This is a genomic window from Novosphingobium sp. TK71, from assembly GCF_055361505.1.
The window spans coordinates 2,603,378-2,624,350 of the sequence record NZ_CM143962.1; the positions used below are offsets into that span (position 1 = coordinate 2,603,378).

The following is a 20,973-nucleotide window of genomic DNA, read 5'->3' on the forward strand; positions in this document are numbered from 1 at the left end:
TCAGGCCTCCAGCTCGATGTCCCAGTAGAGCCAGTCGCGCCAGGTTTCGTGGAGATAGTTCGGCGGGAAGGCCCGGCCGCGTTCGAGGAGTTGCCAGCTCGTCGGCCGGATCGGCGCCACCAGCGGCGGCATGTTGGCCTGCTTCGGCGTGCGGCCACCCTTCCTGAGATTGCACGGCGCGCAGGCGGTGAGGATGTTTTCCCAGCTCGTCCGCCCGCCGAGGCGGCGCGGGACCACGTGATCGAACGTAAGGTGCTGGGGAGAGCCGCAATACTGGCAGCTGAAGCGATCGCGCAGGAACAGGTTGAAGCGGGTGAAGGCGGGAAATTCGGACGGCTTCACATATTGGCGAAGCGCGATGACCGAGGGGATCTGCATCGACCAGCTGGGGCTGTGGACCACCCGGTCGTAGCTGGAGATGATGTCCACCCTTTCCAGGACGATCGCCTTGATCGCGGTCTGCCAGGGCCAGAGGCTGAGGGGGTAGTAGGAAAGCGGCGTGTAGTCCGCATTGAGCACCAGAGCAGGACAGTCGGAAAGACTTCGGGAGGGGTCATCCTCCGCGCTGCGGAACCGGGCCGCGCGCTCGATCAGCTCCGACTTGAGCATGGCCTCCTGTCGCAGGCCCTGATTGCGGTTTCATGGCAACGCATGTTTTTCTTTGCAGCATCTACGCGAGTCGCCGTCAAGCCGGGACCGGGGTGGCCCCATACAACAATCCACAGGTTCACCACAAGAATTCCACAAGCACCCCACAGGCACTCCACACCCTGAAGACAGGATATACCGCTTTTATCCACACCCTTGCCCCCACGCCGGGCGCGAGATGACGGCCGCCGGCGGCGGGCTTTTCCGCAAGAGCGGGCGCGGCGTACCGGGTTCGGGCCCCCGAAGGCTTCCCCGGACGGCTTCCTCCATCCCCTCTTTGCGACAAACGGCGGCGCGGCTAGGACGCGGGCGAGATGATCCGCACCCGCTTCGCCCCCAGCCCCAACGGTCCGCTGCACCTCGGCCATGCCTTTGCGGCAGTGACGGCGCACGACCTTGCCCGCACGCGCGGCGGCGAATTCCTGCTGCGGATCGAGGATATCGACGGCGAACGCAGCCGCCCGCAGTTCGTCGAGGAATTCTTTCGCGACCTCGAATGGCTCGGTCTCGCCTGGGATGGGGAGGCGCGCTTCCAGTCGCACCGGCTGGCGCGATACGCGCAGGCCGGGGAGCGGCTGAAGGCCATGGGCCTGCTCTATCCCTGCCGCTGCACCCGCGCCGAAATCGCCGCTGCCGCCACACGGATGGGGCCTGACGGTCCGGTCTATCCCGGAACCTGCCGCCACCGGCAGGCCAAGCCGGAAGGCGCGGCCTGGCGGCTGGACGTGGCCCGCGCGCTGGAGATCGCCGGCCCGCTCGAATGGACCGACGAACAGGCCGGCACCCTGCCCGCCACGCCGGAGATATTCGGGGACGTGGTGCTGCTGAGGAAGGATCTTCCCGCCAGCTACCACCTCGCCGCCACGCTGGACGATGCGGCGGACGGCATCACGCTCGTCACGCGCGGGATGGACCTGTTCCCGGCGAGCCACGTCCACCGGCTGCTGCAGGCCCTGCTCGGCCTGCCGGGGCCGGTCTGGCATCATCACCCCCTGCTGGTGGAATCCGATGGCCGCAAGCTGGCCAAGCGGCGCGGATCGCCCTCGCTCGGCGACCGGCGCCGCGCGGGAGAGGATGGCAAGGCCATCGCCGAGGCGCTTCGCCGGCGCCAGTTCCCTGCTGGCATTTCGCTTTCGGCGGGCGTAGACCATCCGGCATGAGCACCATTCTCATCCCCATCATCATCCTGCTGATGATCATGGTCGTCGTCACCCTCGTGCGCGGCATCGTCGCCTTCATGCAGGGCGCCAAGGAAGACCTGAACCGCGATCCCGCCGCAACCGGGCCCTCCGCGAACCAGCTTCTCCAGAACAAGATGATGTTCAACCGCATCAAGTACCAGGCGGCGGCGGTGCTGGTCTGCGCCATCCTGCTGGCAATGGCCCGCTGACCTTTTCGATGAGCATGGCGGCAGCGCCGCCAAAAATTCGCCCCCGGCGGATTCTCGAAGGACTCTCACTTGGTAAAGCTCAACAAGATCTACACCCGCACGGGTGACGACGGCACCACGGGCCTCGTCGACGGTTCGCGGCTGCCCAAGCACGCCGCCCGCATGGAGGCGATCGGCGCGGTGGACGAGGCGAACTGCGCCATCGGCCTGGCCGTCTGCGCGCTGGGCGAAACCCCGCATGCCGCGATCCTCACGCGTATCCAGAACGACCTGTTCGACCTTGGCGCCGACCTCGCGACCCCCGGGGACGATTTCGCGCCCGGCGAGATGACCCTGCGCGTCGTGCCCTCGCAAGTCACCTGGCTCGAAGGAGAGATCGACGCGATCAACGCCCATCTCCAGCCGCTCAGGAGCTTCATCCTCCCCGGCGGCAGCGAAGCCGCCGCCCGCGTCCACATCGCCCGCGCCTCCGCCCGCAAGGCGGAGCGTGCCGCCGTCGCCATGGCCGCCGAAGTGCCTGCCAATCCGGCCGCGCTCGGCTATCTCAACCGGCTCAGCGACTATCTCTTCGTCCTCGCCCGGGCGGTGAATGCCAATGGGGCCGACGACGTCCTTTGGGTGCCGGGCCAGAACCGCTAGGCACCTTTTCCGTCACCGGATCAGCAGAGGAGTTTGGCAGTGCGTAAAGTCGGAATCATCGGCGCGGGCATCATGGGCTCGGGCATCGCCCAGACCGTGGCCGGAAAGGGCATGGACGTGATCCTGTCCGATATCTCGATCGAAAACGCCGAGAAGGGCAAGGCCGGCATCGCCAGGGGCCTCGCCCGGCTGGTGGCCAAGGAAAAGATCGCCCAGGCCGACGTCGACGCGCTGCTGCCCCGCATCACCACGGCGGGCGATTATTCCGCCATGGGCGACTGCGACCTCATCATCGAGGCCGCGACCGAGCGGGAGGATATCAAGCTGAAGATCTTCGCCGCCGTGGGCGAAGTTCTGGGCGCCGATGCCATCCTCGCCTCCAACACCAGTTCGATCCCGATCACCCGCATGGCCGCCGCCTCTCCCGACGCCGCGCGGTTCTGCGGGTTGCACTTCTTCAACCCGGTGCCGGTCATGGGCCTGGTGGAAGTGATCCCCGGCCTTGCCACCTCGCCGGAAACCACCGCGCGCATGAAGGCCTTCGGCGAAGCGCTGGGCAAGACCGTGGTGCTGGCGGGCGATGCGCCGGGCTTCGTGGTCAACCGCATCCTCTGCCCGCTGCTCAACGAGGCGATCTTCGTGCTGGGCGAAGGGCTGGCCTCGGTCGAGGATATCGACGCGGGCATGCGGCTTGGCGCCAATCACCCGATGGGCCCGCTGACGCTGGCGGATTTCGTGGGCCTCGATACCCTTTACGAGATCATGAAAGTGTTCCTGGCGACCACCGGCGATCCCAAGTACCGCCCTGCCCCGCTGCTGCAGAAGTACGTCGAGGCCGGCTGGTACGGCCGCAAGACGGGCCGCGGCTTCTACGATTATTCGGGCGAGGTTCCCGTTCCCACGCGCTGAACCGGCGATCCCGGAGCGAAGGGGGCGGCAGCGCTGTCCCCATACTGGCGTCTCATTCCACCTTGCTCAGGCGGCGCGGCCGAAATTGTCCACGCCGCCTGAGGAACCGGCCACTCCGCCTGACCGTTACTTCGGCAAAGGAGACCCGAGATGAGCGAACGCCCCGACGACCGCGCCCCCGAAACGGTCAACCCCGAGCAGGAAGACGAAGACACCCAGGCCCAGACCTTCGCCGAGGAGGCGCAAGGTCGCGGCTCTGAAAGCTTCGGTCTGGAAGACAGCGAGAAAGTGAAGGGCGGCATCGCCGACGAGGACGACATCGAGGATCTCGTCGATCACATGAAGCAGATGGATTCCAGCGGCGTGATCGACATGTCCGCTTATCGCGGCGAAGAGACGATGGACGATCTCGAAGACCGCTACGGCAAGGAAAACGCCGCCGACGAGGATTTCGCGGACGACGATAGCTGACTAGCCGGGCCCAGCGTCCCTGGCCCAGGGGTTCTTGTGCGAGGGCTTCGCGGCGGCTTTGGCCGCAGTGTCGCCCTGCCCCTGATCGTCGGGCGACGGCACCGAGCAATAGGCGGTCAGCAGGACACTGGCCGACCAGAACAGCGCCTGCCAGCGGCTCTTGAACACATTCCTGATCTTGGGCCCGAACATGCGCGCAGGCTAGCGCAGGCTGGTTAAGACTCCGTGCCTGCCTCTCGCTTGAGATCGTAGAGGATCTCCAGCGCGTCGCGCGGGCTCAGGGCATCGATGTCCATGTCGCGCAGCTTGTCGCGCAGGGCGTCGCACTGTTCCTCGTGCGCGTCCTGCGCCGCGGCGAACAGGGGCAGGTCGCCGAGCCCCGCCGCGAGGCCGCCGGTTTCCGCGCGGCCCTTCTCCAGCTTTTCCAGCACCGACTTGGCCCTGCTGATGACCTTGGGCGGCACCCCGGCAAGGCGCGCCACGGCAAGGCCGTAGCTGCGATCCGCCGGACCTTCGGCCAGTTCGTGCAGCAACACCAGATCGCCCTTCCACTCCCGCGCGCGGACGTGATGCAGCGAAAGCGCCTCGCAGGTTTCGCCGAGCCGCGCCATCTCGTGATAGTGCGTCGCGAAGAGGCAGCGGCAGCGGTTGGTTTCGTGAACGGCTTCCGCCACGGCCCAGGCCAGCGCAAGCCCGTCGTAAGTCGAGGTGCCGCGCCCCACTTCATCGAGGATGACGAAGCTGCGGTCGGTCGCCTGCGCGAGGATGGCGGCGGTCTCCACCATCTCGACCATGAAGGTCGAACGTCCGCGCGCAAGATTGTCCGAAGCGCCGACACGGCTGAACAGGCGGTCCACCATGCCGATCCGCGCCGATTTGGCCGGTACGAAACCGCCCGCCTGCGCCAGCAGCACGATCAGCGCGTTCTGGCGCAGGAAGGTGGACTTACCGCCCATGTTGGGGCCGCCGACCAGCCAGAGCCGGTCATGGCTGGCGAGCCGGCAGTCGTTGGCGACGAAGCGCTCGCCCTGCACCTTCAGCGCGGCCTCGACCACCGGATGGCGGCCGCCTTCGATGTCCAGCGAGATACCGTCCACGACCACGGGCCGCGTCCAGCCACCTTCGGCGGCGCGCTCGGCCTGTCCCGCCGCCACGTCGATACGGGCGAGCGCAGCGGCGGTGCGGGCGATGGCATGGCGCGCGGCCACGGCCTGCGCCACCAGTCCCTCGAAATGCGCTTCCTCGGCGGCGAGCGCATGGGCGCCCGCCTCGGTGATGCGGCTGGCTTCCTCATGCAGGGCCAGCGCATTGAAGCGCATGGCACCCGCCATGGTCTGGCGGTGCGAGAAGCCGCTGTCCGGCTCCAGCAGCTTGTCGGCATGGCGCTGCGGCACTTCGATGAAGTAGCCGAGCACGTTGTTGTGCTTGATCTTGAGCGCGGCCACGCCGGTCTGCTCGCGGTACTTCGCCTCCAGCGCGGCGATGGCGCGGCGGGCATTGCCCGAAGTGACGCGCAGTTCGTCAAGGGCGGCATCGTAGCCGCTGGCGATATAGCCGCCCTGCCCGCGCTCGGTCGGCGGGGTTTCCACCAGCGCCCGCGCGAAGTGATCGACCAGCGCCGCGTGCCCGCCGAGGTCCGGCATCAGCCGGTCCAGCAGCACCGGCAACCCTACCATGGGCGCCAGCCGCTCGCCGATCCGGCGCGCACCGGAAAGACCGTCACGAAGCTGGCCGAGATCGCGCGGACTGCCACGGCCCGCCACCACGCGGCCCAGCGCGCGGCCGACGTCCGGCAGCGCCCGCAGCGCCGCGCGCATGTCCTCGCGCAGCAGGGCGTCATCGTGCAGCCATTCGACCAGTTCCAGCCGCTCGGCAATCGCATGGCGATCGGTCAGCGGGGCGGAGAGGTCCTCGGCGAGCTGGCGCGCACCGGCGCCCGTCACGCAGCGGTCGATCGCCTCGACAAGGCTGCCCTTGCGGCCGCCTTGCGAGGATTCGAGGATTTCGAGACTGGCGCGCGTCGCCTCGTCCATCGCCAGCGCCGCGTCCCCGCTGCGCGCCTCGGGCGGCAGCAGCAGCGGCAGCTTGCCCCGGCCGACATGGTCGAGATAGGCGATCAGCCCGCCCGCCGCCGCCAGCATGGCGCGGGTGAACGTGCCAAAGCCGTCAAGCGTGGCGACGCCGTGGACCAGCTTCAGCCGCTCGTCCCCGCCATCGGAGGAGAACTCGTGGCCCGAACGCGGGATCGCGCCGTCGGGCGCCAGTTCCCAGCCTTCGGGCACGACCAGTTCGCGTGCCCCCAGCCGCGCCAGCGCCGCGCCCAGCCGGTCGGGCGGGCACTCTTCCAGTTCCATGCGCCCGGTGGAAATGTCGCAGGCCGCCACCCCCACCACGCCGCGCAGTTCGCAGGCCGCCGCCAGCACATTGGCCCGGCGCGGTTCGAGCAGCGATTCCTCGGTCAGCGTGCCCGCGGTGACGAAGCGCACGATATCGCGCGTGACCAGCGCCTTGGAGCCGCCGCGCTTCTTCGCCTCGGCCGGGGTCTCGGTCTGCTCGGCTATAGCCACGCGGCAACCTGCCTTGATCAGGCGGGCAAGGTAGCCCTCCGCGGCATGGACCGGCACGCCGCACATCGGGATCGGCTGGCCGCCGTGCTCGCCCCGCGTGGTAAGTGCAATGTCGAGAACCTGGCTTGCGGTTTTCGCATCCTCGAAGAACAGCTCGAAGAAATCGCCCATTCGGTAGAACAGCAGGCAATCCCCCGCCACCTCGCGCAAGGCAAGGTACTGGGCCATCATCGGGGTCGTGCCCGTCTTCTCCGGAATACCGCTCATGGCCCAGAGCGTTAGCCCTGTGGTTCCCCTGTTGTGAAGCGTGTCTGGCGTGCCTTTCCCCTATCGCGTGGCGAGAACATTCGTTAGGGCCGCTTCCAAATCGGGAGAAATCGCTTGTCCGACAAAGCCAAGATCCAGTTCACCGAGCGCGAAGCGCTGTTCTATCACAACACGATCCGCCCCGGTAAGATCGAGATCATTGCGTCGAAGCCCATGGCCACGCAACGCGACCTCAGCCTTGCCTATTCCCCCGGCGTGGCCGTTCCGGTCCAGGCGATCGCCGACGATCCCGCCACCGCCTACGATTATACCGCCAAGGGCAACCTCGTTGCGGTGATCTCGAACGGCACCGCGATCCTGGGCATGGGCAACCTCGGCGCGCTGGCGTCGAAGCCGGTGATGGAAGGCAAGGCCGTGCTGTTCAAGCGCTTCGCCGACGTCGATTCCATCGACATCGAGCTGGCCAGCGAGGATACCGACGCCCTGATCGAGGCCATCGCCATGATGGAGCCGAGCTTCGGCGGCATCAACCTCGAGGATATCAAGGCACCCGAATGCTTCATCATCGAGCAGGCCCTGCGCGAACGGATGAACATCCCGGTCATGCACGACGACCAGCACGGCACCGCGATCATCGCCGCCGCCGGCCTGATCAACGCCTGCCTCATCACCGGGCGTGACCTCAAGGACGTGAAGGTCGTGGTCAACGGCGCCGGCGCCTCGGCGCTGGCCTGCACCGCGCTTATCAAGTCGATCGGCGTGCGCCACGAGAACGTCACCGTCTGCGACCGTACCGGCGTGATCTATCGCGGCCGCGAGACCGGCATGGACCAGTGGAAGAGCGCGCACGCGATCGACACCCCGCACCGCACCCTGGAAGAGGCGCTGGTCGGCGCCGACGTGTTCCTCGGCCTTTCCGCCGCCGGTGCGCTCAAGCCCGAATACGTGAAGAAGATGGCCGAACAGCCGATCATCTTCGCGATGGCCAACCCCGATCCCGAGATCACCCCGCCCGATGCCAAGGCCGTGCGCCCCGATGCGATCGTGGCCACCGGCCGTTCGGACTATCCGAACCAGGTGAACAACGTGCTCGGCTTCCCCTTCATCTTCCGCGGCGCGCTGGACGTCCATGCCACCGCGATCAACGAAGAGATGAAGATCGCCGCTGCCAACGCCATCGCCGAACTGGCCCGCGAACAGGTCCACGAAGACGTGGCCGCCGCTTACGGCGGTGAAACCCAGCAGTTCGGGCGCGACTATATCATCCCCGCGCCGTTCGACCCGCGCCTGATGGAAGTCGTACCGATGGCGGTCGCCCGCGCGGCGATGGAATCCGGCGTCGCCGGTCGCCCGATCGAGGACTTCGAAGCCTACCGCGACCAGCTCAAGGCGCGGCTCAACCCGACGACCTCGGTGCTCACCCGCGTCTACGAGCAGGTCCGCGCCAATCCCAAGCGCGTGATCTTCGCCGAAGCGGACAACGAAGTGGTCCTGCGCGCAGCGATCCAGTACCGCGACTTCGGCTACGGCGAGCCCGTGCTGGTCGGCCGCACCCAGGTCATCCTCGACAAGATGGCCGAACTGGGCGTGCCCAACCCCGAAAGCTACCACATCGAGAATTCGATGGTGTCCGAGCACGTCGGCCCGATGGTGGAGATGCTCTACGAGCGCCTCAAGCGCCGCGGCTTCCTCCAGCGCGACGTGCAGCGCATGGTCAATACCGACCGCAACATCTTCGCCTCCGGCCTGCTCAAGCTGGGCGTGGGCGATGCGCTCATCACCGGCATGACCCGCCCCTTCGCGCAGACCATGAAGGAAGTGCGCCGCGTGCTGGACCCGGCAACGGGCAAGCTGGCGTTCGGCATCCACATGCTGGTGGGCAAGAACCACACCGTGTTCATGGCCGACACCACCATCAACGAACGCCCGAACGCCGAACAGCTCGCGGTGATCGCCAAGGAAACTGCCGCCGTCGCCCGCCGCCTGGGCCACGAACCGCGCGTCGCCTTCCTCAGCTACTCGACCTTCGGCAATCCCTCGGGCAAGTGGCTGGAGCAGACCCGCGAAGCCATCCGCATCCTCGACGAGGAAAAGCCGGACTTCGAATACGAAGGCGAAATGGCGCCTGACGCCGCGCTCAACCCCAAGATCATGGCGCTTTATCCGTTCAGCCGCCTGTCGGCTCCGGCGAACGTGCTGATCATGCCGGGCCTGCAGTCCGCCAATATCTCGGCCAAGCTGCTCAAGGAAATCGGCGGCACGACGTCGATCGGCCCGATGCTGCTGGGCGCGGAAAAGCCGGTGCAGATCGTGCCGATGACCGCGCTGGCGCCGGACGTGCTGACGCTGGCCGTGCTCGCGGCGGCCGGTATCGCCGGATAACATCGAAAAAGGGGCGCCCGGATCATGTCCGGACGCCCCTTTTTTTCCCAGAGATGCCGCCGTCCCGGACCTGATCCGGGGCGGCGTTTCTTTTGGGCCTGACGCTTACTTGCGCCGATAGCGGAAATACCAGACCTCGTGCCCGTAGACGGTGCGCGCCTTGTTCTCGTAGCGCGTCTCCGGCCAGCCGCCCGGACGGACCTGGAAGTCCTGCGGTTTCTCGCAAAGCCACTCGAACTGGTCGGTATGGCGCTGCATCACCATCAGCGCGTGGCGCACGTAGACCGCGTGGTCCGTGCCGAAACGGAACTCGCCGCCGGGCTTCAGCTTGGCCGCGAACATGTCCACCGGGCCATCGTTCATCATGCGCCGCTTGGCATGGCGCGCCTTGGGCCAGGGGTCCGGGTGCAGCAGGTAGAGGAACGAGAGCGAACCGTCGGGAATGCGCGAAAGCACTTCCAGCGCATCGCCGTGATGAATGCGCACATTGCCGAGCGGCGTGCTGGCGCCATTGTCTCCGGCAACATGGGTGAGCGCCTGGGCAACACCGTTGATGAAGGGTTCGGCGCCGATGAAGCCGTGGTTGGGCAGCATGTCCGCCCGGCCCGCCATATGTTCGCCGCCGCCGAAGCCGATCTCGAAATGCATCGGGCGATCGTCGCCGAACAGCAGGTCGGAGGTGACCGGACCTTCGAGGGGAACCGCGATTCGCGGGAGCAGGTTGTCGACCAGCGCCTGCTGGCCCGCGCGCAGGGGCTTGCCCTTGGCGCGGCCGTAGAGGCGGTTGAGCGTGGTCGGATCGCCGGGTTTGTGAGCCGTCATGGCGCGGGGCACTGGCACCGTTGCCCGGCAAGGTCAACGTGGGACCCGCCGCTACGGCCCCACTCGCGCCGATTTCCCGGCGACGGAGACGGAACCGGGCCTGTTCTCAGCCCCCTTCCCCGGCCTTCGCCGGCGCCGAAGGCGAAGGGGGAACCTGAAGGCCGCAGGCCTCGAAAGCGAAACGGCCCGCCCCCGGAAGGGCAGGCCGCTTTGTTCCCGCATCAGTTACGCACGCGCCCCTATGTTTAGAGGCGGGTCGGTTCAGGCGACGTCCTGAAGCTCGTCCGGGTCGCGCAGCACATAGCCGCGGCCCCAGACCGTCTCGATGTAGTTGGCGCCGCCGCAGGCATGGGCCAGCTTCTTGCGCAGCTTGCAGATGAAGACGTCGATGATCTTGAGTTCGGGTTCGTCCATGCCGCCGTAAAGGTGGTTGAGGAACATTTCCTTGGTCAGCGTGGTGCCCTTGCGCAGCGAGAGCAGCTCCAGCATCGCATATTCCTTGCCGGTCAGATGCACGCGGGCGCTGTCGACCTCGACGGTCTTGGCGTCGAGGTTGACGACCAGCTTGCCGGTACGGATGACCGACTGCGAATGGCCCTTCGAGCGGCGAACCACGGCGTGAATGCGCGCGATCAGTTCTTCGCGGTGGAAGGGCTTGGTCACATAGTCGTCGGCGCCGAAGCCGAACGAGCGGACCTTCGAATCCATTTCCGAGATGCCCGAAAGGATCAGCACCGGCGTCTGCACCTTGGCGACGCGCAGCTTCTTGAGCACGTCATAGCCGTGCATGTCGGGCAGGTTGAGGTCGAGCAGGATGATGTCGTAATCGTAGAGCTTGCCGAGATCGAGGCCTTCTTCGCCCAGATCCGTCGAATAGACGTTGAAGCCTTCGGCCGTCAGCATGAGCTCGATAGCCCGCGCGGTGGTCGGTTCATCCTCGATCAGCAGCACTCGCATCGGAATTCCCTTTCGCCCCCGTCCTCTCGGCGCAAACCCCAGCCGGAACGGACATTTCCCTGTATTAACCATAGGACCAATGAAGGTTAAAGGTTAATTTGCCGTAAATGGCGAAGCCCGGGACTTTTCAGAGCGATAGGAAACCGTCGCGCGTTAGGATTAAATTTTCTCAAGGAGCACGGCCGGTCCCGATCCGGTGCCTGTGCCGACCGGCTACCCCCCTGGGCGACGTGGCAGCCTGCACCCGCATCTCTGGTGCCTTCAGGTGTCGTTCTGGTGCGGTTGTGTCGATCCGCTTCAGGTAGCTCCAGAAGCCGCATTGCAGGCCGATCAGCATCAGGATGAAGGGCTGGAAAGCGATGCCAACGAACAGCGATCCGATCAGGTAGACCACTTGCGCAAGCTGGAGCGCGATCGCCAGCGGCGCCACCCAGGCCTCGTCGGCACCGGTGCGTTTCCTCCAGCGGCGGCGGATCATCTCCATCTGCACCAGCCCGGTCAGTTGCAGCAGTATCCACAGGAAGAACCCCGGAAAACCCTGCTCTCCCAGCATTTCGAAATAGCTCGAATGGAAGGCGCGCCCCTGCTCGACGACCGGCGTTCGCGTGACCGTCGTGCTGTTGCCCACCGTCTGCACGGAGACCGTATCGTAAGCCACCTTGCTCGCCATGCTGACCACGAAGCCGCCGCCCAGCGGATTGTGCTTCACATAGTCCCAGGTCCAGCTCCACACCCCGAGACGGGTACCGGCGGACTGGTCGGACTGGTGGTTCTCGATCGTCCCCATGCGCGCCAGGAAAGAGGCCGGCAGGAACGGCAAGGCAACCATGACGGCCAGCGCCATTCCCCCCGCGATCAGCACCTTGTGCCGGGCCGTTCGCAAGTAGAACAGGCATAGCACGCCCAGGCACACCAGCCCCGTCCGGGCCTGGGTTCCCACCGGAATCAGGGCACAGGCAAAGATCAGCGCCGCCGCGAAAACACGCACGCGCCAGTCAGGCGGGAAGACCGTCCCGTACTTCGCCAGCCACAGGATGATGGGAATGATGGCGATCGCCACGCAGGAAAGGATCGACCCTTCGTAGAGCCCGGTGTTGTTGTCCACGAAGATCCGCAAAGTGCCGTAGCCGCTGCCGCCAAGCGCGGTTTTCAGCCCTCCATCGACGATCAGCGCCGCAGCGGACAGCACCATGACCAGCGCCACCGCCTCTATCCGCAACCGCGTTCGCAAGGTGAAAGGCAGGAAGATCGCGAAGACCAGCGCCTTCCAGACCCAGGCCCATTTCTCCTGCGCCTCCACCGGATAAACGGCCCGAAGCGTGCTTACCGCGCAATAGAACAACAGCAGCGCCAGCAGGATCTGGCGCCCGGTAATGCGCGAATCGCGCTTGTCGTCAAACAGAACCCAGCCGAGAAAGGCTGCGGCAAAGGCCATGAGCGAGACCGGAAAATGCGCCAGTATCCCCCAGGAAATGACCTGCGGCGACACGATGTCGACATAGAGATAGCACAGCACCCAGAGAAACGGACGCTTGAGCCCCAGCAGGAGAAACCCGAAGAGAAAGCCGCTCAGCGCAAGATCAATCATCGCCTGCCGCCTCTTGCGTGTCGCTCGAATCCGGGCTTCCGGCCCGGTCGTCCGCGCCGCCCCACTGCATCCCGCGGCGGACGATGCGGCGGCTTTTCTCCGCCCCGCCCTCCACGTCCAGTTCCGGCCGCCACAGCAGGCGCCAGGCGGCAAGCGCCAAGAGGGCGTGGCTCACGGCAAGGGCAAGGATGTCGACCATCGCTGCCGGGCCTAGCAGTACGGAGTTGACGCGGCGTTAAGCCTTGCAGGCATAGGAATTGCGACCATGACCCGTGTTCTCCACGTCCTCGACCATTCGCTGCCGATGCACAGCGGCTACACCTTCCGGACCCGCGCGATCCTCAAGGCACAGGAAGCGATGGGCTTCGAGGTGCGCGGCGTGACAGGCCTGCGCCATACAGCGACTGGCCCCGATGTCGAGGATGCGGACGGCCTCGTCTTCCACCGCACCCGCGGAAGTGCAAGCGGGCCCGCCGGGCTGCGCGAATGGCGCGAGATCGGGCTCTTCGCGCAGACCATCGAACAGGTGGTGCGCGAATGGCGCCCCGACGTGATCCACGCCCATTCCCCCTCGCTCTGCGGCGCCGCAGCGTCGCGCGTCGCGCGCCGGCACGGCATCCCGCTGGTCTATGAAATCCGCGCATTCTGGGAGGATGCGGCCGTCGGCAACGGTACCGGCGCCGAGGGTTCGCTGAAATACCGGCTGACCCGCGCCCTCGAAAACCGGGTCGTCGCCCGCGCCGATGCGATCGTGACGATCTGCGACGGCCTGCGCGCCGATCTCATCGCCCGGGGCGTTCCCACCGCGAAGATCACGAAAATGCCAAACGGCGTCGATCTGGAACTGTTCGGTACGCCGCCCGCGCGCGACAGGGCGCTGGCAAAGGAACTGGGCTTCGAAACCGATGGCCGCGCCTGTCCGGTGATCGGTTTCATCGGCAGTTTCTACGACTATGAGGGGCTGGACGACCTGATCGCCGCCATGCCGCTGCTACTGAAGAGACAACCCGACGCGCGGCTGCTCATGGTCGGCGGCGGCCCGCGCGAGGAGGCGCTGCGCGCTCAGGCGCTGGCCTCCCCGGCGGCGTCGGCAATCCGCTTCATCGGCCGGGTGCCTCACCATGAAGTCGATCGCTATTACGCCCTGGCCGACATCATGGCCTATCCGCGCAAGAAAAGCCGCCTCACGGACCTCGTCACCCCGCTCAAGCCGCTCGAGGCCATGGCACAGGGCAAGCTTGTCGCGGCCAGCGATGTCGGCGGGCACCGCGAACTGGTGGACCACGGCGTGACCGGAACCCTGTTCGCGCCTGACGATCCGGCTGCCTGCGCGGCCGCTCTTGCAGGGTTGCTCGCACACCGCGAATCGTGGGAAGCCTATCGCGAGGCCGGGCGCCGACATGTCCGGGAACGGCACGACTGGGCCGCCAATGCCCGTCGTTATCGAGACGTTTACCAAATGGTGGCACCTCTCGATGCTGAAAAAGGACTGGGAACCGCTGCCTGACAAGGCGGAATTCCGCAATTCCAACGTGAGAAACGGGGTACAATTCGTGGCGAAAGCAGAGAACAGGAAGCCCGCCGTGGCCCAGCCGATCAGCCGTCACCCCCTGTTTCCCGCGATCGTCGCCTTGTGGTTTGCCGCCCTCTTCGGCCTCGGGTCGATCATGGTGAGCCCGGCACTGCTGGAACGCATCGTCGGCGCAACCGGGCTGGGCAAGGTGCTCCCGATGGCCACGCCGCCGCTGGGCAACACCGCCCGCATCCTCTTCGCACTCGCCATGACCGGGCTCGGCGGACTTGTCGGCCTCGTGGCCGGCCGCCGGGTCGCCCAGACCACCGAGGCACAGCCCGCTCGCATGCCTTTCGCCGGCTTCGAGACGGCGGAAAGCGCGGAAGAGGCCGATCCCGCACCGCAGGCAAACCAGCCACGCCGCCGTCGCGCATTCGCGCTGGTGGCCGAGGAACAGCCCGCCGAAGCGCTCGAAACACGGCCCGAAGGCGAGGAAGCCCCCCAGATCCTCAACTTGTCGGAGCTCGACATCGACGGGATCGTGACCACGCAGCTTCCCGCTTCAACGGCTTCGGAGGCCCCCGCTTTCGAGGACGGACCCAGTTTCGCGCCGATCGCGGCAGCGCCGGACGCCGCTCCTGCATGGACGGTTCCCGGCCAGTTCCCGGCAGAAGAGACAGGTGAGAGCCGGGAAGAAAGCGACGATCGCTCCGAAGCTCCGTTCGGCCGCGTTCCCGAATGGCTTGAGCCTCGCCAGGAAATCCACAGCTTCTCACCGGCTGCATGGGCGCACGAAGACAAGACCGGGGCCGAGGCCGAAGACGGGCCGGAAACGGAACCCGCGCCTTCCACGCCGGCGCCGGAAGCGCTGAACAACCGGTTGTTCGAAGCCTATGCGAACAAGGTTTCCGAACCCGCCGAGGCGAGCACACCCGCTCCGGGATTCGCGGCTTCCGCCCCGCCGGCGGCCGAATCAGACGCGGCCGCAACCCTGCCCGAAGCGGACACGGAGAGCGCGCGGAATGCCGCGGAACGAATCGCGGCAGCCGAACTGGAAACACTGTCGCAGGTCGAACTGCTCGAACGCCTCGCCCTTGCGATGGAAGAACAGCGCCGCAAGCGCAGCGCCGTGACGCCCTCCTCGTCGGCGTTCGTCGGGCAGCCCGCGCCTCAACCGCTGTTCGCGCCCGATGCACCCGCAAGTTCGCCGGAACTCCCGACGGCAACCGAAGCCTCGGTCACGACGGCGAAAACCATCGCATTCCCTGCCCCGCCTTTCGCAGAACCGCCATTCACCGAAACCCTGCGCTCGCCTCTGCCGCGCCTTGCTTCGGTCGCCCCATTCGCATTGCCCGTGCATAAGGCGCCCGGTGAAAGCGAGGACGGACCTTCCGCAATTTCCCGCATCCCGGCGGCCCTGCGCCCGGTGGGGCTCGATTCGTTCGGAAATGACGACGATGCCCTGCCCGGCTACCTTCCGCCGCGCCATATCAGCCTCGCCGCCGCGCCGGTCTCCCTCGGCACCGCGCATGCCGTTGCAGTGGAAATCGGGCCTGACGCGTTCGAGGCCGGGGACGAAGAAGAGGAAGATGCCGGCCGATATGCCGAATTCGACGCTCTCTCGCAGGACTTCGCCTATGACGAGAAGCCCGAGGACGACGAGGAAGAGGCCGTGCTCGAACAGGGCTACTCGTCCCTGCTGAACCTTTCCCGTCAGGCCCCGCGGCAGAATTTCGTTCATTTCGATGCAAACATGCTTCCGGCGGATGCCGAAGAGAGCGGTATGACGCAGGCATCGCCCGATCGGCCGTTCGATCCGCCGGCCCGGCCGGATCCTACCGAAACCGAAAAGGCACTGCGCGCCGCACTCGCCACACTCCAGCGGATGAGCGGCGCCGCCTGACGCCCCGGCAAATCGACGTCACATCCCTGCAAAAACCCGGTCCGGCGCAACCGTTCCGGGTTTTTGCATAACAAAATTCCCTTTTTTACCGTGCACACGCACTAAATCCTGCGCGACCCCCTGCCTTCGCCATTGCAAAAACGTCTCGTAATCGTCATGGGGGCGCTTGGGACCCCATGACGCGTATCGGCGTCGCACGATTCGTGCGCGCCGAGGCGGAGCATGGAAGGCAACCCGACAAAAAATGACAGGATGGGTTTTATCGATGGGATTTCCTAAGCCCCAGGGCCTTTATGATGCGCGTAACGAACACGACTCCTGTGGTGTGGGCTTCGTAGCCCATATCAAAGGCCAGAAAACACATGCGATCATTACTCAGGCACTGGAAATCCTTAAAAACATTGACCACCGCGGTGCGGTGGGCGCCGACCCGCTGCTGGGTGACGGCGCAGGAATCCTGACCCAGCTTCCCGATACGCTGTTCCGCAGCTGGGCCGCCGCCACCGGCGTCGAACTGCCGCAGGCGGGCGACTATGCCGTCGCCATGTGCTTCCTCCCGCAGGACGAAGCCAGCCGCGACCTCATCACGCAGACCTTCGAGAAGTTCATCGCCAAGGAAGGCCAGCACCTGATCGGCTGGCGCGACGTGCCCGTCACGCTCGATGGCCTCGGCAAGACCGTCATCAACTCAATGCCGGTGATCCGCCAGTGCTTCGTCGGCCGCGGCGACAACTGCGCCGACCAGGACGCGTTCGAGCGCAAGATCCTGGCGATCCGCAAGCAGACGCAGAACCCGCTCGAAGCGATGGCGAAGAAGCATAACCTGCCCGGCCTGACCGAGCTGTACATGCCCAGCTTCTCCAGCCGCACGATCGTCTACAAGGGCCTGCTGCTGGCAACCCAGGTCGGCTCGTTCTACGACGATCTGCGCAATCCCGAGTTCGTCTCGGCGCTCGGCCTCGTGCACCAGCGCTTCTCGACCAACACCTTCCCGAGCTGGAAGCTGGCACACCCGTTCCGCTTCATGGCCCACAACGGCGAGATCAACACGGTTCGCGGCAACGTGAACTGGATGAACGCCCGCCGTCGCACCATGGAATCGGAGCTGCTCGGCGCCGACCTCGACAAGATGTGGCCGCTGATCCCGCATGGACAGTCGGACACCGCCTGCCTCGACAACGCTTTCGAGCTGCTGCTCGCGGGCGGCTATTCGCTCAGCCACGCGATGATGATGCTGATCCCGGAAGCATGGGCGGGCAATCCGCTGATGACGGCGGAACGGCGCGCGTTCTACGAGTATCACGCCGCCCTGATGGAGCCCTGGGACGGCCCGGCCGCCGTGGCCTTCACCGACGGCCGCCAGATCGGCGCCACGCTCGACCGTAACGGCCTGCGCCCCGCGCGCTTCCTCGTCACCGACGACGATATCTGCGTCATGGCGTCGGAATCCGGCGTGCTTCCGATCAAGGAAGACAACATCGTCCGCAAGTGGCGCCTCCAGCCCGGCAGGATGCTCCTGATCGACTTCGATCAGGGCCGCATCATCGAGGACGAGGAAATCAAGACCCAGCTTGCCGCCGCCGAGCCCTATGAAAAGTGGCTCGACCAGGCGCAGTACAAGCTGGCGGACCTCGACGTGATCGAGCCCGAGCTGGCCGAGCTGCCCGCGCCCACCGGCACCCTTCTCGATCGCCAGCAGGTGTTCGGCTATACCCAGGAAGACGTTACCCGCTTCCTGGAGCCGATGGCCGTCGCCGCCGACGATCCGCTCGGCTCGATGGGCACCGACACGCCGATCCCGGTGCTGTCGAACAAGGCCCGTCTGCTTTACGACTACTTCAAGCAGAACTTCGCGCAGGTCACCAACCCGCCGATCGACCCGATCCGCGAGGAACTGGTCATGAGCCTCGTCTCGATGATCGGCCCGCGCCCGAACCTGCTCGGCCATGACGCCGGCAGCCACAAGCGCCTCGAAGTCAGCCAGCCTATCCTGACCGACCTTGGCCTCGCCAAGATCCGCTCGGTGGAAGCCGCACTTGACGGCGCCTTCCGCACCGCCACCATCGACATGACCTGGGACGCCAAGAGCGGCGCCGCGGGCCTCGAAATGGCGATCAAGGAAATGTGCTGGGCCGCGACCGAAGCGGTGCTGGCGGACAAGAACATCCTCGTCCTGTCCGACCGCGCACAGGGCCCGGACCGCATCCCGATGCCGGCGCTGCTGGCAACCGCCGCCGTCCACCACCACCTCGTCCGCCAGGGCCTGCGCATGCAGACCGGCCTCGTCGTGGAAACCGGCGAAGCGCGTGAAGTCCACCACTTCTGCGCGCTGGCGGGCTTCGGCGCCGAAGCCATCAACCCCTACCTCGCCTTCGAGACCATCGAAGCCGTGCGCGTTCGCAAGAACCTGCCGGTAACGGCGGAGCAGGCGGCGAAGAACTACGTCTACGCCATCGGCAAGGGCATCCGTAAGGTCATGTCCAAGATGGGCATCTCGACCTACCAGTCGTATTGCGGCGCCCAGATCTTCGATGCTGTCGGCCTCTCGACCGCCTTCGTTGAGAAGTACTTCACCGGAACCGCGACCTCGATCGAGGGTGCCGGTCTCGCGGAGATCGCGCAGGAAGCCGTGCGCCGCCACGATGCGGCCTATGGCGATAATCCGATCTACGCGAACATGCTCGATGTCGGCGGCATCTACGGTTCGCGCGTGCGCGGCGAGGAACATGCCTGGACGTCCGAGAACATCGGCGCGCTCCAGCACGCCGTGCGCGGCAACATCCCCGCCAAGTACGAGGAATTCGCCCGCACCATCAACGACCAGTCGACCCGGATGCTGACCATCCGCGGATTGATGGAATTCGTGCCCGGTCAGGCGATCCACATCTCCGAAGTGGAACCTGCCAGCGAAATCGTGAAGCGCTTCGCCACCGGCGCGATGAGCTACGGTTCGATCTCCTGGGAGGCGCACACCACGCTGGCGCTGGCGATGAACCGCATCGGCGGCAAGTCGAACACCGGTGAAGGCGGCGAGGACCCCTCGCGCTTCACGCCCCTGCCCAATGGCGATACCATGCGTTCGTCGATCAAGCAGGTTGCTTCGGGCCGCTTCGGCGTGACCACCGAGTACCTCGTCAATGCCGACGACATCCAGATCAAGATGGCCCAGGGCGCCAAGCCCGGCGAAGGCGGCCAGTTGCCGGGCGACAAGGTCGACAAGACCATCGGCGCGACCCGTCACTCGACGCCGGGCGTCGGCCTGATCTCGCCGCCGCCGCACCACGACATCTACTCGATCGAAGACATTGCGCAGCTCATTCACGATCTCAAGAACGTGAACCCGACCAGCCGTGTCTCGGTCAAGCTGGTGTCGGAAGTCGGCGTGGGCACCGTTGCGGCAGGCGTTTCCAAGGCCCGCGCGGACCACATCACGATCTCGGGCTACGAAGGCGGCACCGGCGCTTCGCCGCTGACCTCGCTGACTCACGCGGGTTCGCCCTGGGAAATCGGCCTGGCCGAGACCCAGCAGACCCTGCTGCTCAACAACCTGCGCAGCCGCGTGGTGGTTCAGGCCGACGGCGGCCTGCGCACCGGCCGTGACGTTGCCGTTGCGGCGCTGCTTGGCGCGGAGGAGTTCGGCTTCGCCACTGCCCCGCTGATCGCCGCCGGCTGCATCATGATGCGCAAGTGCCACCTCAACACCTGCCCCGTCGGCGTCGCCACCCAGGACCCCGTCCTGCGGGCCCGCTTCACCGGCCAGCCCGAGCATGTGGTCAACTACTTCTTCTTCGTCGCCGAGGAACTGCGCGCGATCATGGCCGAACTCGGCTTCCGCACGATCGCGGAAATGGTCGGCCGCGTCGACAAGCTCGACATGAAGAAGGCAGTCCAGCACTGGAAGGCCAAGGGCGTCGATCTGTCCAAGGTGCTTTACCAGGCACCGCTGGGCGACAGCCCCTCGCTGGGCTGGAGCGAAGCGCAGGACCACGGCCTCGAAAACGCGCTGGACAATGCCCTGATCGCAGGTGCAGCCGATGCATTGGAAAACCGTCAGGCCGTTCGCATCGAAAAGAGCGTCATCAACGTCAACCGCACGGTCGGCGCGATGCTCTCGGGCGAGGTGGCCCGTCGCTACGGCCATGACGGCCTGCCCGACAATACCATCCACGTGAAGCTCACCGGCGTTGCCGGCCAGAGCTTCGCCGCCTGGCTTGCCCACGGCGTCACGCTCGACCTGACCGGCGATGCCAACGACTATGTCGGCAAGGGCCTGTCCGGCGGCCGCGTGATCGTGCGCCAGCCCGGCCATGTCGATCGCGATCCGACCAAGAACATCATCGTCGGCAATACCGTGCTGTACGGCGCGATTTCCGGCGAGGCGTTCTTCAACGGTGTCGGCGGCGAGCGTTTCGCGGTCCGCAACTCGGGCGCGATCGCGGTCGTCGAAGGCTGCGGCGATCACGGCTGCGAATACATGACCGGCGGTGTTGTTACCGTGCTGGGCAAGACCGGCCGCAACTTCGCGGCGGGCATGTCGGGCGGCATCGCCTACGTCTACGACGAGGACGGCGAGTTCGATAAGCTGGTGAACCCGGCGATGGTCGATCTCATCCGGATCTCGGCCGAAGCCGACGAGGAAGAGGGAACGGGCCGGCCGCAACAGCGCACCGTCTCGGTCCGCGACCTCGGCATGGGCGACATGCTGCGCCACGATGCGGAGCGCCTGCGCATCCTGCTCGAACGCCACCACCTGCACACCGGCTCGAAAATAGCCCGCGCGCTGCTCGACGACTGGTCGAACACGCTGGGCAAGTTCGTCAAGGTGATGCCGCGCGACTACGCAAAGGCTCTGCGCCAGCAGGAGGCGGAACGCCTCGAAGCCGCTTCGGTCGCAGCAGAATAAGATCGGGAATTAGT

General features: G+C 66.2%; 16 protein-coding genes. 9 read left to right on the forward strand and 7 right to left on the reverse strand.

Annotation, left to right across the window (positions count from 1 at the left end):
• Positions 1–609, reverse strand: a complete 609-nt coding sequence (locus tag ACXJ16_RS12150; RefSeq protein WP_054441063.1) for an HNH endonuclease — start codon at positions 607–609, stop codon at positions 1–3.
• Positions 610–962: 353 nt separating this feature from the next.
• Between ACXJ16_RS12150 and gluQRS the strand changes: the two genes are divergently transcribed.
• The 5 genes from gluQRS (at position 963) to ACXJ16_RS12175 (ending at position 4,057) form a co-directional block, all read left to right on the forward strand.
• Positions 963–1,808, forward strand: coding sequence for a tRNA glutamyl-Q(34) synthetase GluQRS (gene gluQRS, locus ACXJ16_RS12155; protein ID WP_463920760.1), 846 nt, complete (start codon positions 963–965; stop codon positions 1,806–1,808).
• On the forward strand, positions 1,805–2,038 hold the full coding sequence (locus tag ACXJ16_RS12160) for an HIG1 domain-containing protein (RefSeq protein ID WP_054441067.1): 234 nt from the start codon (positions 1,805–1,807) through the stop codon (positions 2,036–2,038). Before gluQRS ends, ACXJ16_RS12160 begins: the two co-directional genes overlap by 4 nt.
• 69 nt (positions 2,039–2,107) lie before the next feature.
• A complete protein-coding gene (locus ACXJ16_RS12165) occupies positions 2,108–2,677 on the forward strand; it encodes a cob(I)yrinic acid a,c-diamide adenosyltransferase (RefSeq protein WP_054441069.1) in 570 nt (189 codons plus the stop codon).
• A gap of 39 nt (positions 2,678–2,716) precedes the next feature.
• Positions 2,717–3,586: a 3-hydroxyacyl-CoA dehydrogenase family protein gene (locus ACXJ16_RS12170; RefSeq protein ID WP_324697681.1), complete on the forward strand. Its 870-nt coding sequence runs from the start codon at positions 2,717–2,719 to the stop codon at positions 3,584–3,586.
• Between the two features lie 150 nt (positions 3,587–3,736).
• Positions 3,737–4,057: a hypothetical protein gene (locus ACXJ16_RS12175; RefSeq protein WP_054441071.1), complete on the forward strand. Its 321-nt coding sequence runs from the start codon at positions 3,737–3,739 to the stop codon at positions 4,055–4,057.
• On the opposite strand, the gene ACXJ16_RS12180 is transcribed toward ACXJ16_RS12175, so the two are convergent.
• Both ACXJ16_RS12180 and mutS read right to left on the reverse strand, forming a co-directional pair.
• Positions 4,058–4,249: a hypothetical protein gene (locus ACXJ16_RS12180; protein WP_054441072.1), complete on the reverse strand. Its 192-nt coding sequence runs from the start codon at positions 4,247–4,249 to the stop codon at positions 4,058–4,060.
• Between the two features lie 23 nt (positions 4,250–4,272).
• Complete coding sequence (mutS, locus tag ACXJ16_RS12185; protein WP_463920761.1) at positions 4,273–6,891, reverse strand: DNA mismatch repair protein MutS; 2,619 nt, start codon at positions 6,889–6,891, stop codon at positions 4,273–4,275.
• A gap of 114 nt (positions 6,892–7,005) precedes the next feature.
• Here mutS and ACXJ16_RS12190 point away from each other — a divergent pair, with 114 nt between their 5' ends.
• Positions 7,006–9,273, forward strand: a complete 2,268-nt coding sequence (locus ACXJ16_RS12190; RefSeq protein ID WP_132469370.1) for an NADP-dependent malic enzyme — start codon at positions 7,006–7,008, stop codon at positions 9,271–9,273.
• Between the two features lie 105 nt (positions 9,274–9,378).
• On the opposite strand, the gene trmB is transcribed toward ACXJ16_RS12190, so the two are convergent.
• The 4 genes from trmB to ACXJ16_RS12210 form a co-directional block, all read right to left on the reverse strand.
• Entirely contained in the window at positions 9,379–10,095 is a 717-nt protein-coding gene (trmB, locus tag ACXJ16_RS12195) for a tRNA (guanine(46)-N(7))-methyltransferase TrmB (RefSeq protein WP_054441075.1), read from the reverse strand.
• 261 nt (positions 10,096–10,356) lie between these two features.
• Complete coding sequence (gene ctrA / locus ACXJ16_RS12200) at positions 10,357–11,052, reverse strand: response regulator transcription factor CtrA (protein ID WP_054441077.1); 696 nt, start codon at positions 11,050–11,052, stop codon at positions 10,357–10,359.
• A gap of 169 nt (positions 11,053–11,221) precedes the next feature.
• Positions 11,222–12,640 (reverse strand): putative O-glycosylation ligase, exosortase A system-associated, encoded by a 1,419-nt coding sequence (locus ACXJ16_RS12205; protein ID WP_443478050.1) that lies wholly within the window; start codon positions 12,638–12,640, stop codon positions 11,222–11,224.
• Positions 12,633–12,839, reverse strand: coding sequence for a hypothetical protein (locus ACXJ16_RS12210; RefSeq protein ID WP_185998948.1), 207 nt, complete (start codon positions 12,837–12,839; stop codon positions 12,633–12,635). Before ACXJ16_RS12210 ends, ACXJ16_RS12205 begins: the two co-directional genes overlap by 8 nt.
• A gap of 66 nt (positions 12,840–12,905) precedes the next feature.
• Here ACXJ16_RS12210 and ACXJ16_RS12215 point away from each other — a divergent pair, with 66 nt between their 5' ends.
• The 3 genes from ACXJ16_RS12215 to gltB all read left to right on the forward strand — a co-directional run bounded on the left by ACXJ16_RS12215 (position 12,906) and on the right by gltB (position 20,959).
• Positions 12,906–14,147, forward strand: a complete 1,242-nt coding sequence (locus tag ACXJ16_RS12215; RefSeq protein ID WP_324697671.1) for a TIGR04063 family PEP-CTERM/XrtA system glycosyltransferase — start codon at positions 12,906–12,908, stop codon at positions 14,145–14,147.
• Positions 14,071–16,056 carry a hypothetical protein gene (locus ACXJ16_RS12220; protein ID WP_324697669.1) on the forward strand — a complete coding sequence of 662 codons (1,986 nt, stop codon included), beginning with the start codon at positions 14,071–14,073 and terminating at the stop codon, positions 16,054–16,056. The genes ACXJ16_RS12215 and ACXJ16_RS12220 overlap by 77 nt, the downstream gene beginning before the upstream one ends.
• Positions 16,057–16,321: 265 nt before the next feature.
• Positions 16,322–20,959, forward strand: a complete 4,638-nt coding sequence (gltB, locus tag ACXJ16_RS12225) for a glutamate synthase large subunit (RefSeq protein WP_463920762.1) — start codon at positions 16,322–16,324, stop codon at positions 20,957–20,959.
• Positions 20,960–20,973 lie beyond the last annotated feature (14 nt).

Excerpts from the sequence above, each read along its gene's own strand:
- ACXJ16_RS12210 (WP_185998948.1), bottom strand. The coding sequence starts at position 12,839 with ATGGTCGACATCCTTGCCCTTGCCGTGAGCCACGCCCTCTTGGCGCTT.
- gluQRS (WP_463920760.1), top strand. The coding sequence starts at position 963 with ATGATCCGCACCCGCTTCGCCCCCAGCCCCAACGGTCCGCTGCACCTC.
- ACXJ16_RS12180 (WP_054441072.1), bottom strand. The coding sequence starts at position 4,249 with ATGTTCGGGCCCAAGATCAGGAATGTGTTCAAGAGCCGCTGGCAGGCG.
- ACXJ16_RS12205 (WP_443478050.1), bottom strand. The coding sequence starts at position 12,640 with ATGATTGATCTTGCGCTGAGCGGCTTTCTCTTCGGGTTTCTCCTGCTG.
- ACXJ16_RS12175 (WP_054441071.1), top strand. The coding sequence starts at position 3,737 with ATGAGCGAACGCCCCGACGACCGCGCCCCCGAAACGGTCAACCCCGAG.
- gltB (WP_463920762.1), top strand. The coding sequence starts at position 16,322 with ATGGGATTTCCTAAGCCCCAGGGCCTTTATGATGCGCGTAACGAACAC.
- ACXJ16_RS12220 (WP_324697669.1), top strand. The coding sequence starts at position 14,071 with ATGCCCGTCGTTATCGAGACGTTTACCAAATGGTGGCACCTCTCGATG.
- ctrA (WP_054441077.1), bottom strand. The coding sequence starts at position 11,052 with ATGCGAGTGCTGCTGATCGAGGATGAACCGACCACCGCGCGGGCTATC.
- trmB (WP_054441075.1), bottom strand. The coding sequence starts at position 10,095 with ATGACGGCTCACAAACCCGGCGATCCGACCACGCTCAACCGCCTCTAC.
- ACXJ16_RS12215 (WP_324697671.1), top strand. The coding sequence starts at position 12,906 with ATGACCCGTGTTCTCCACGTCCTCGACCATTCGCTGCCGATGCACAGC.
- ACXJ16_RS12160 (WP_054441067.1), top strand. The coding sequence starts at position 1,805 with ATGAGCACCATTCTCATCCCCATCATCATCCTGCTGATGATCATGGTC.
- mutS (WP_463920761.1), bottom strand. The coding sequence starts at position 6,891 with ATGAGCGGTATTCCGGAGAAGACGGGCACGACCCCGATGATGGCCCAG.
- ACXJ16_RS12150 (WP_054441063.1), bottom strand. The coding sequence starts at position 609 with ATGCTCAAGTCGGAGCTGATCGAGCGCGCGGCCCGGTTCCGCAGCGCG.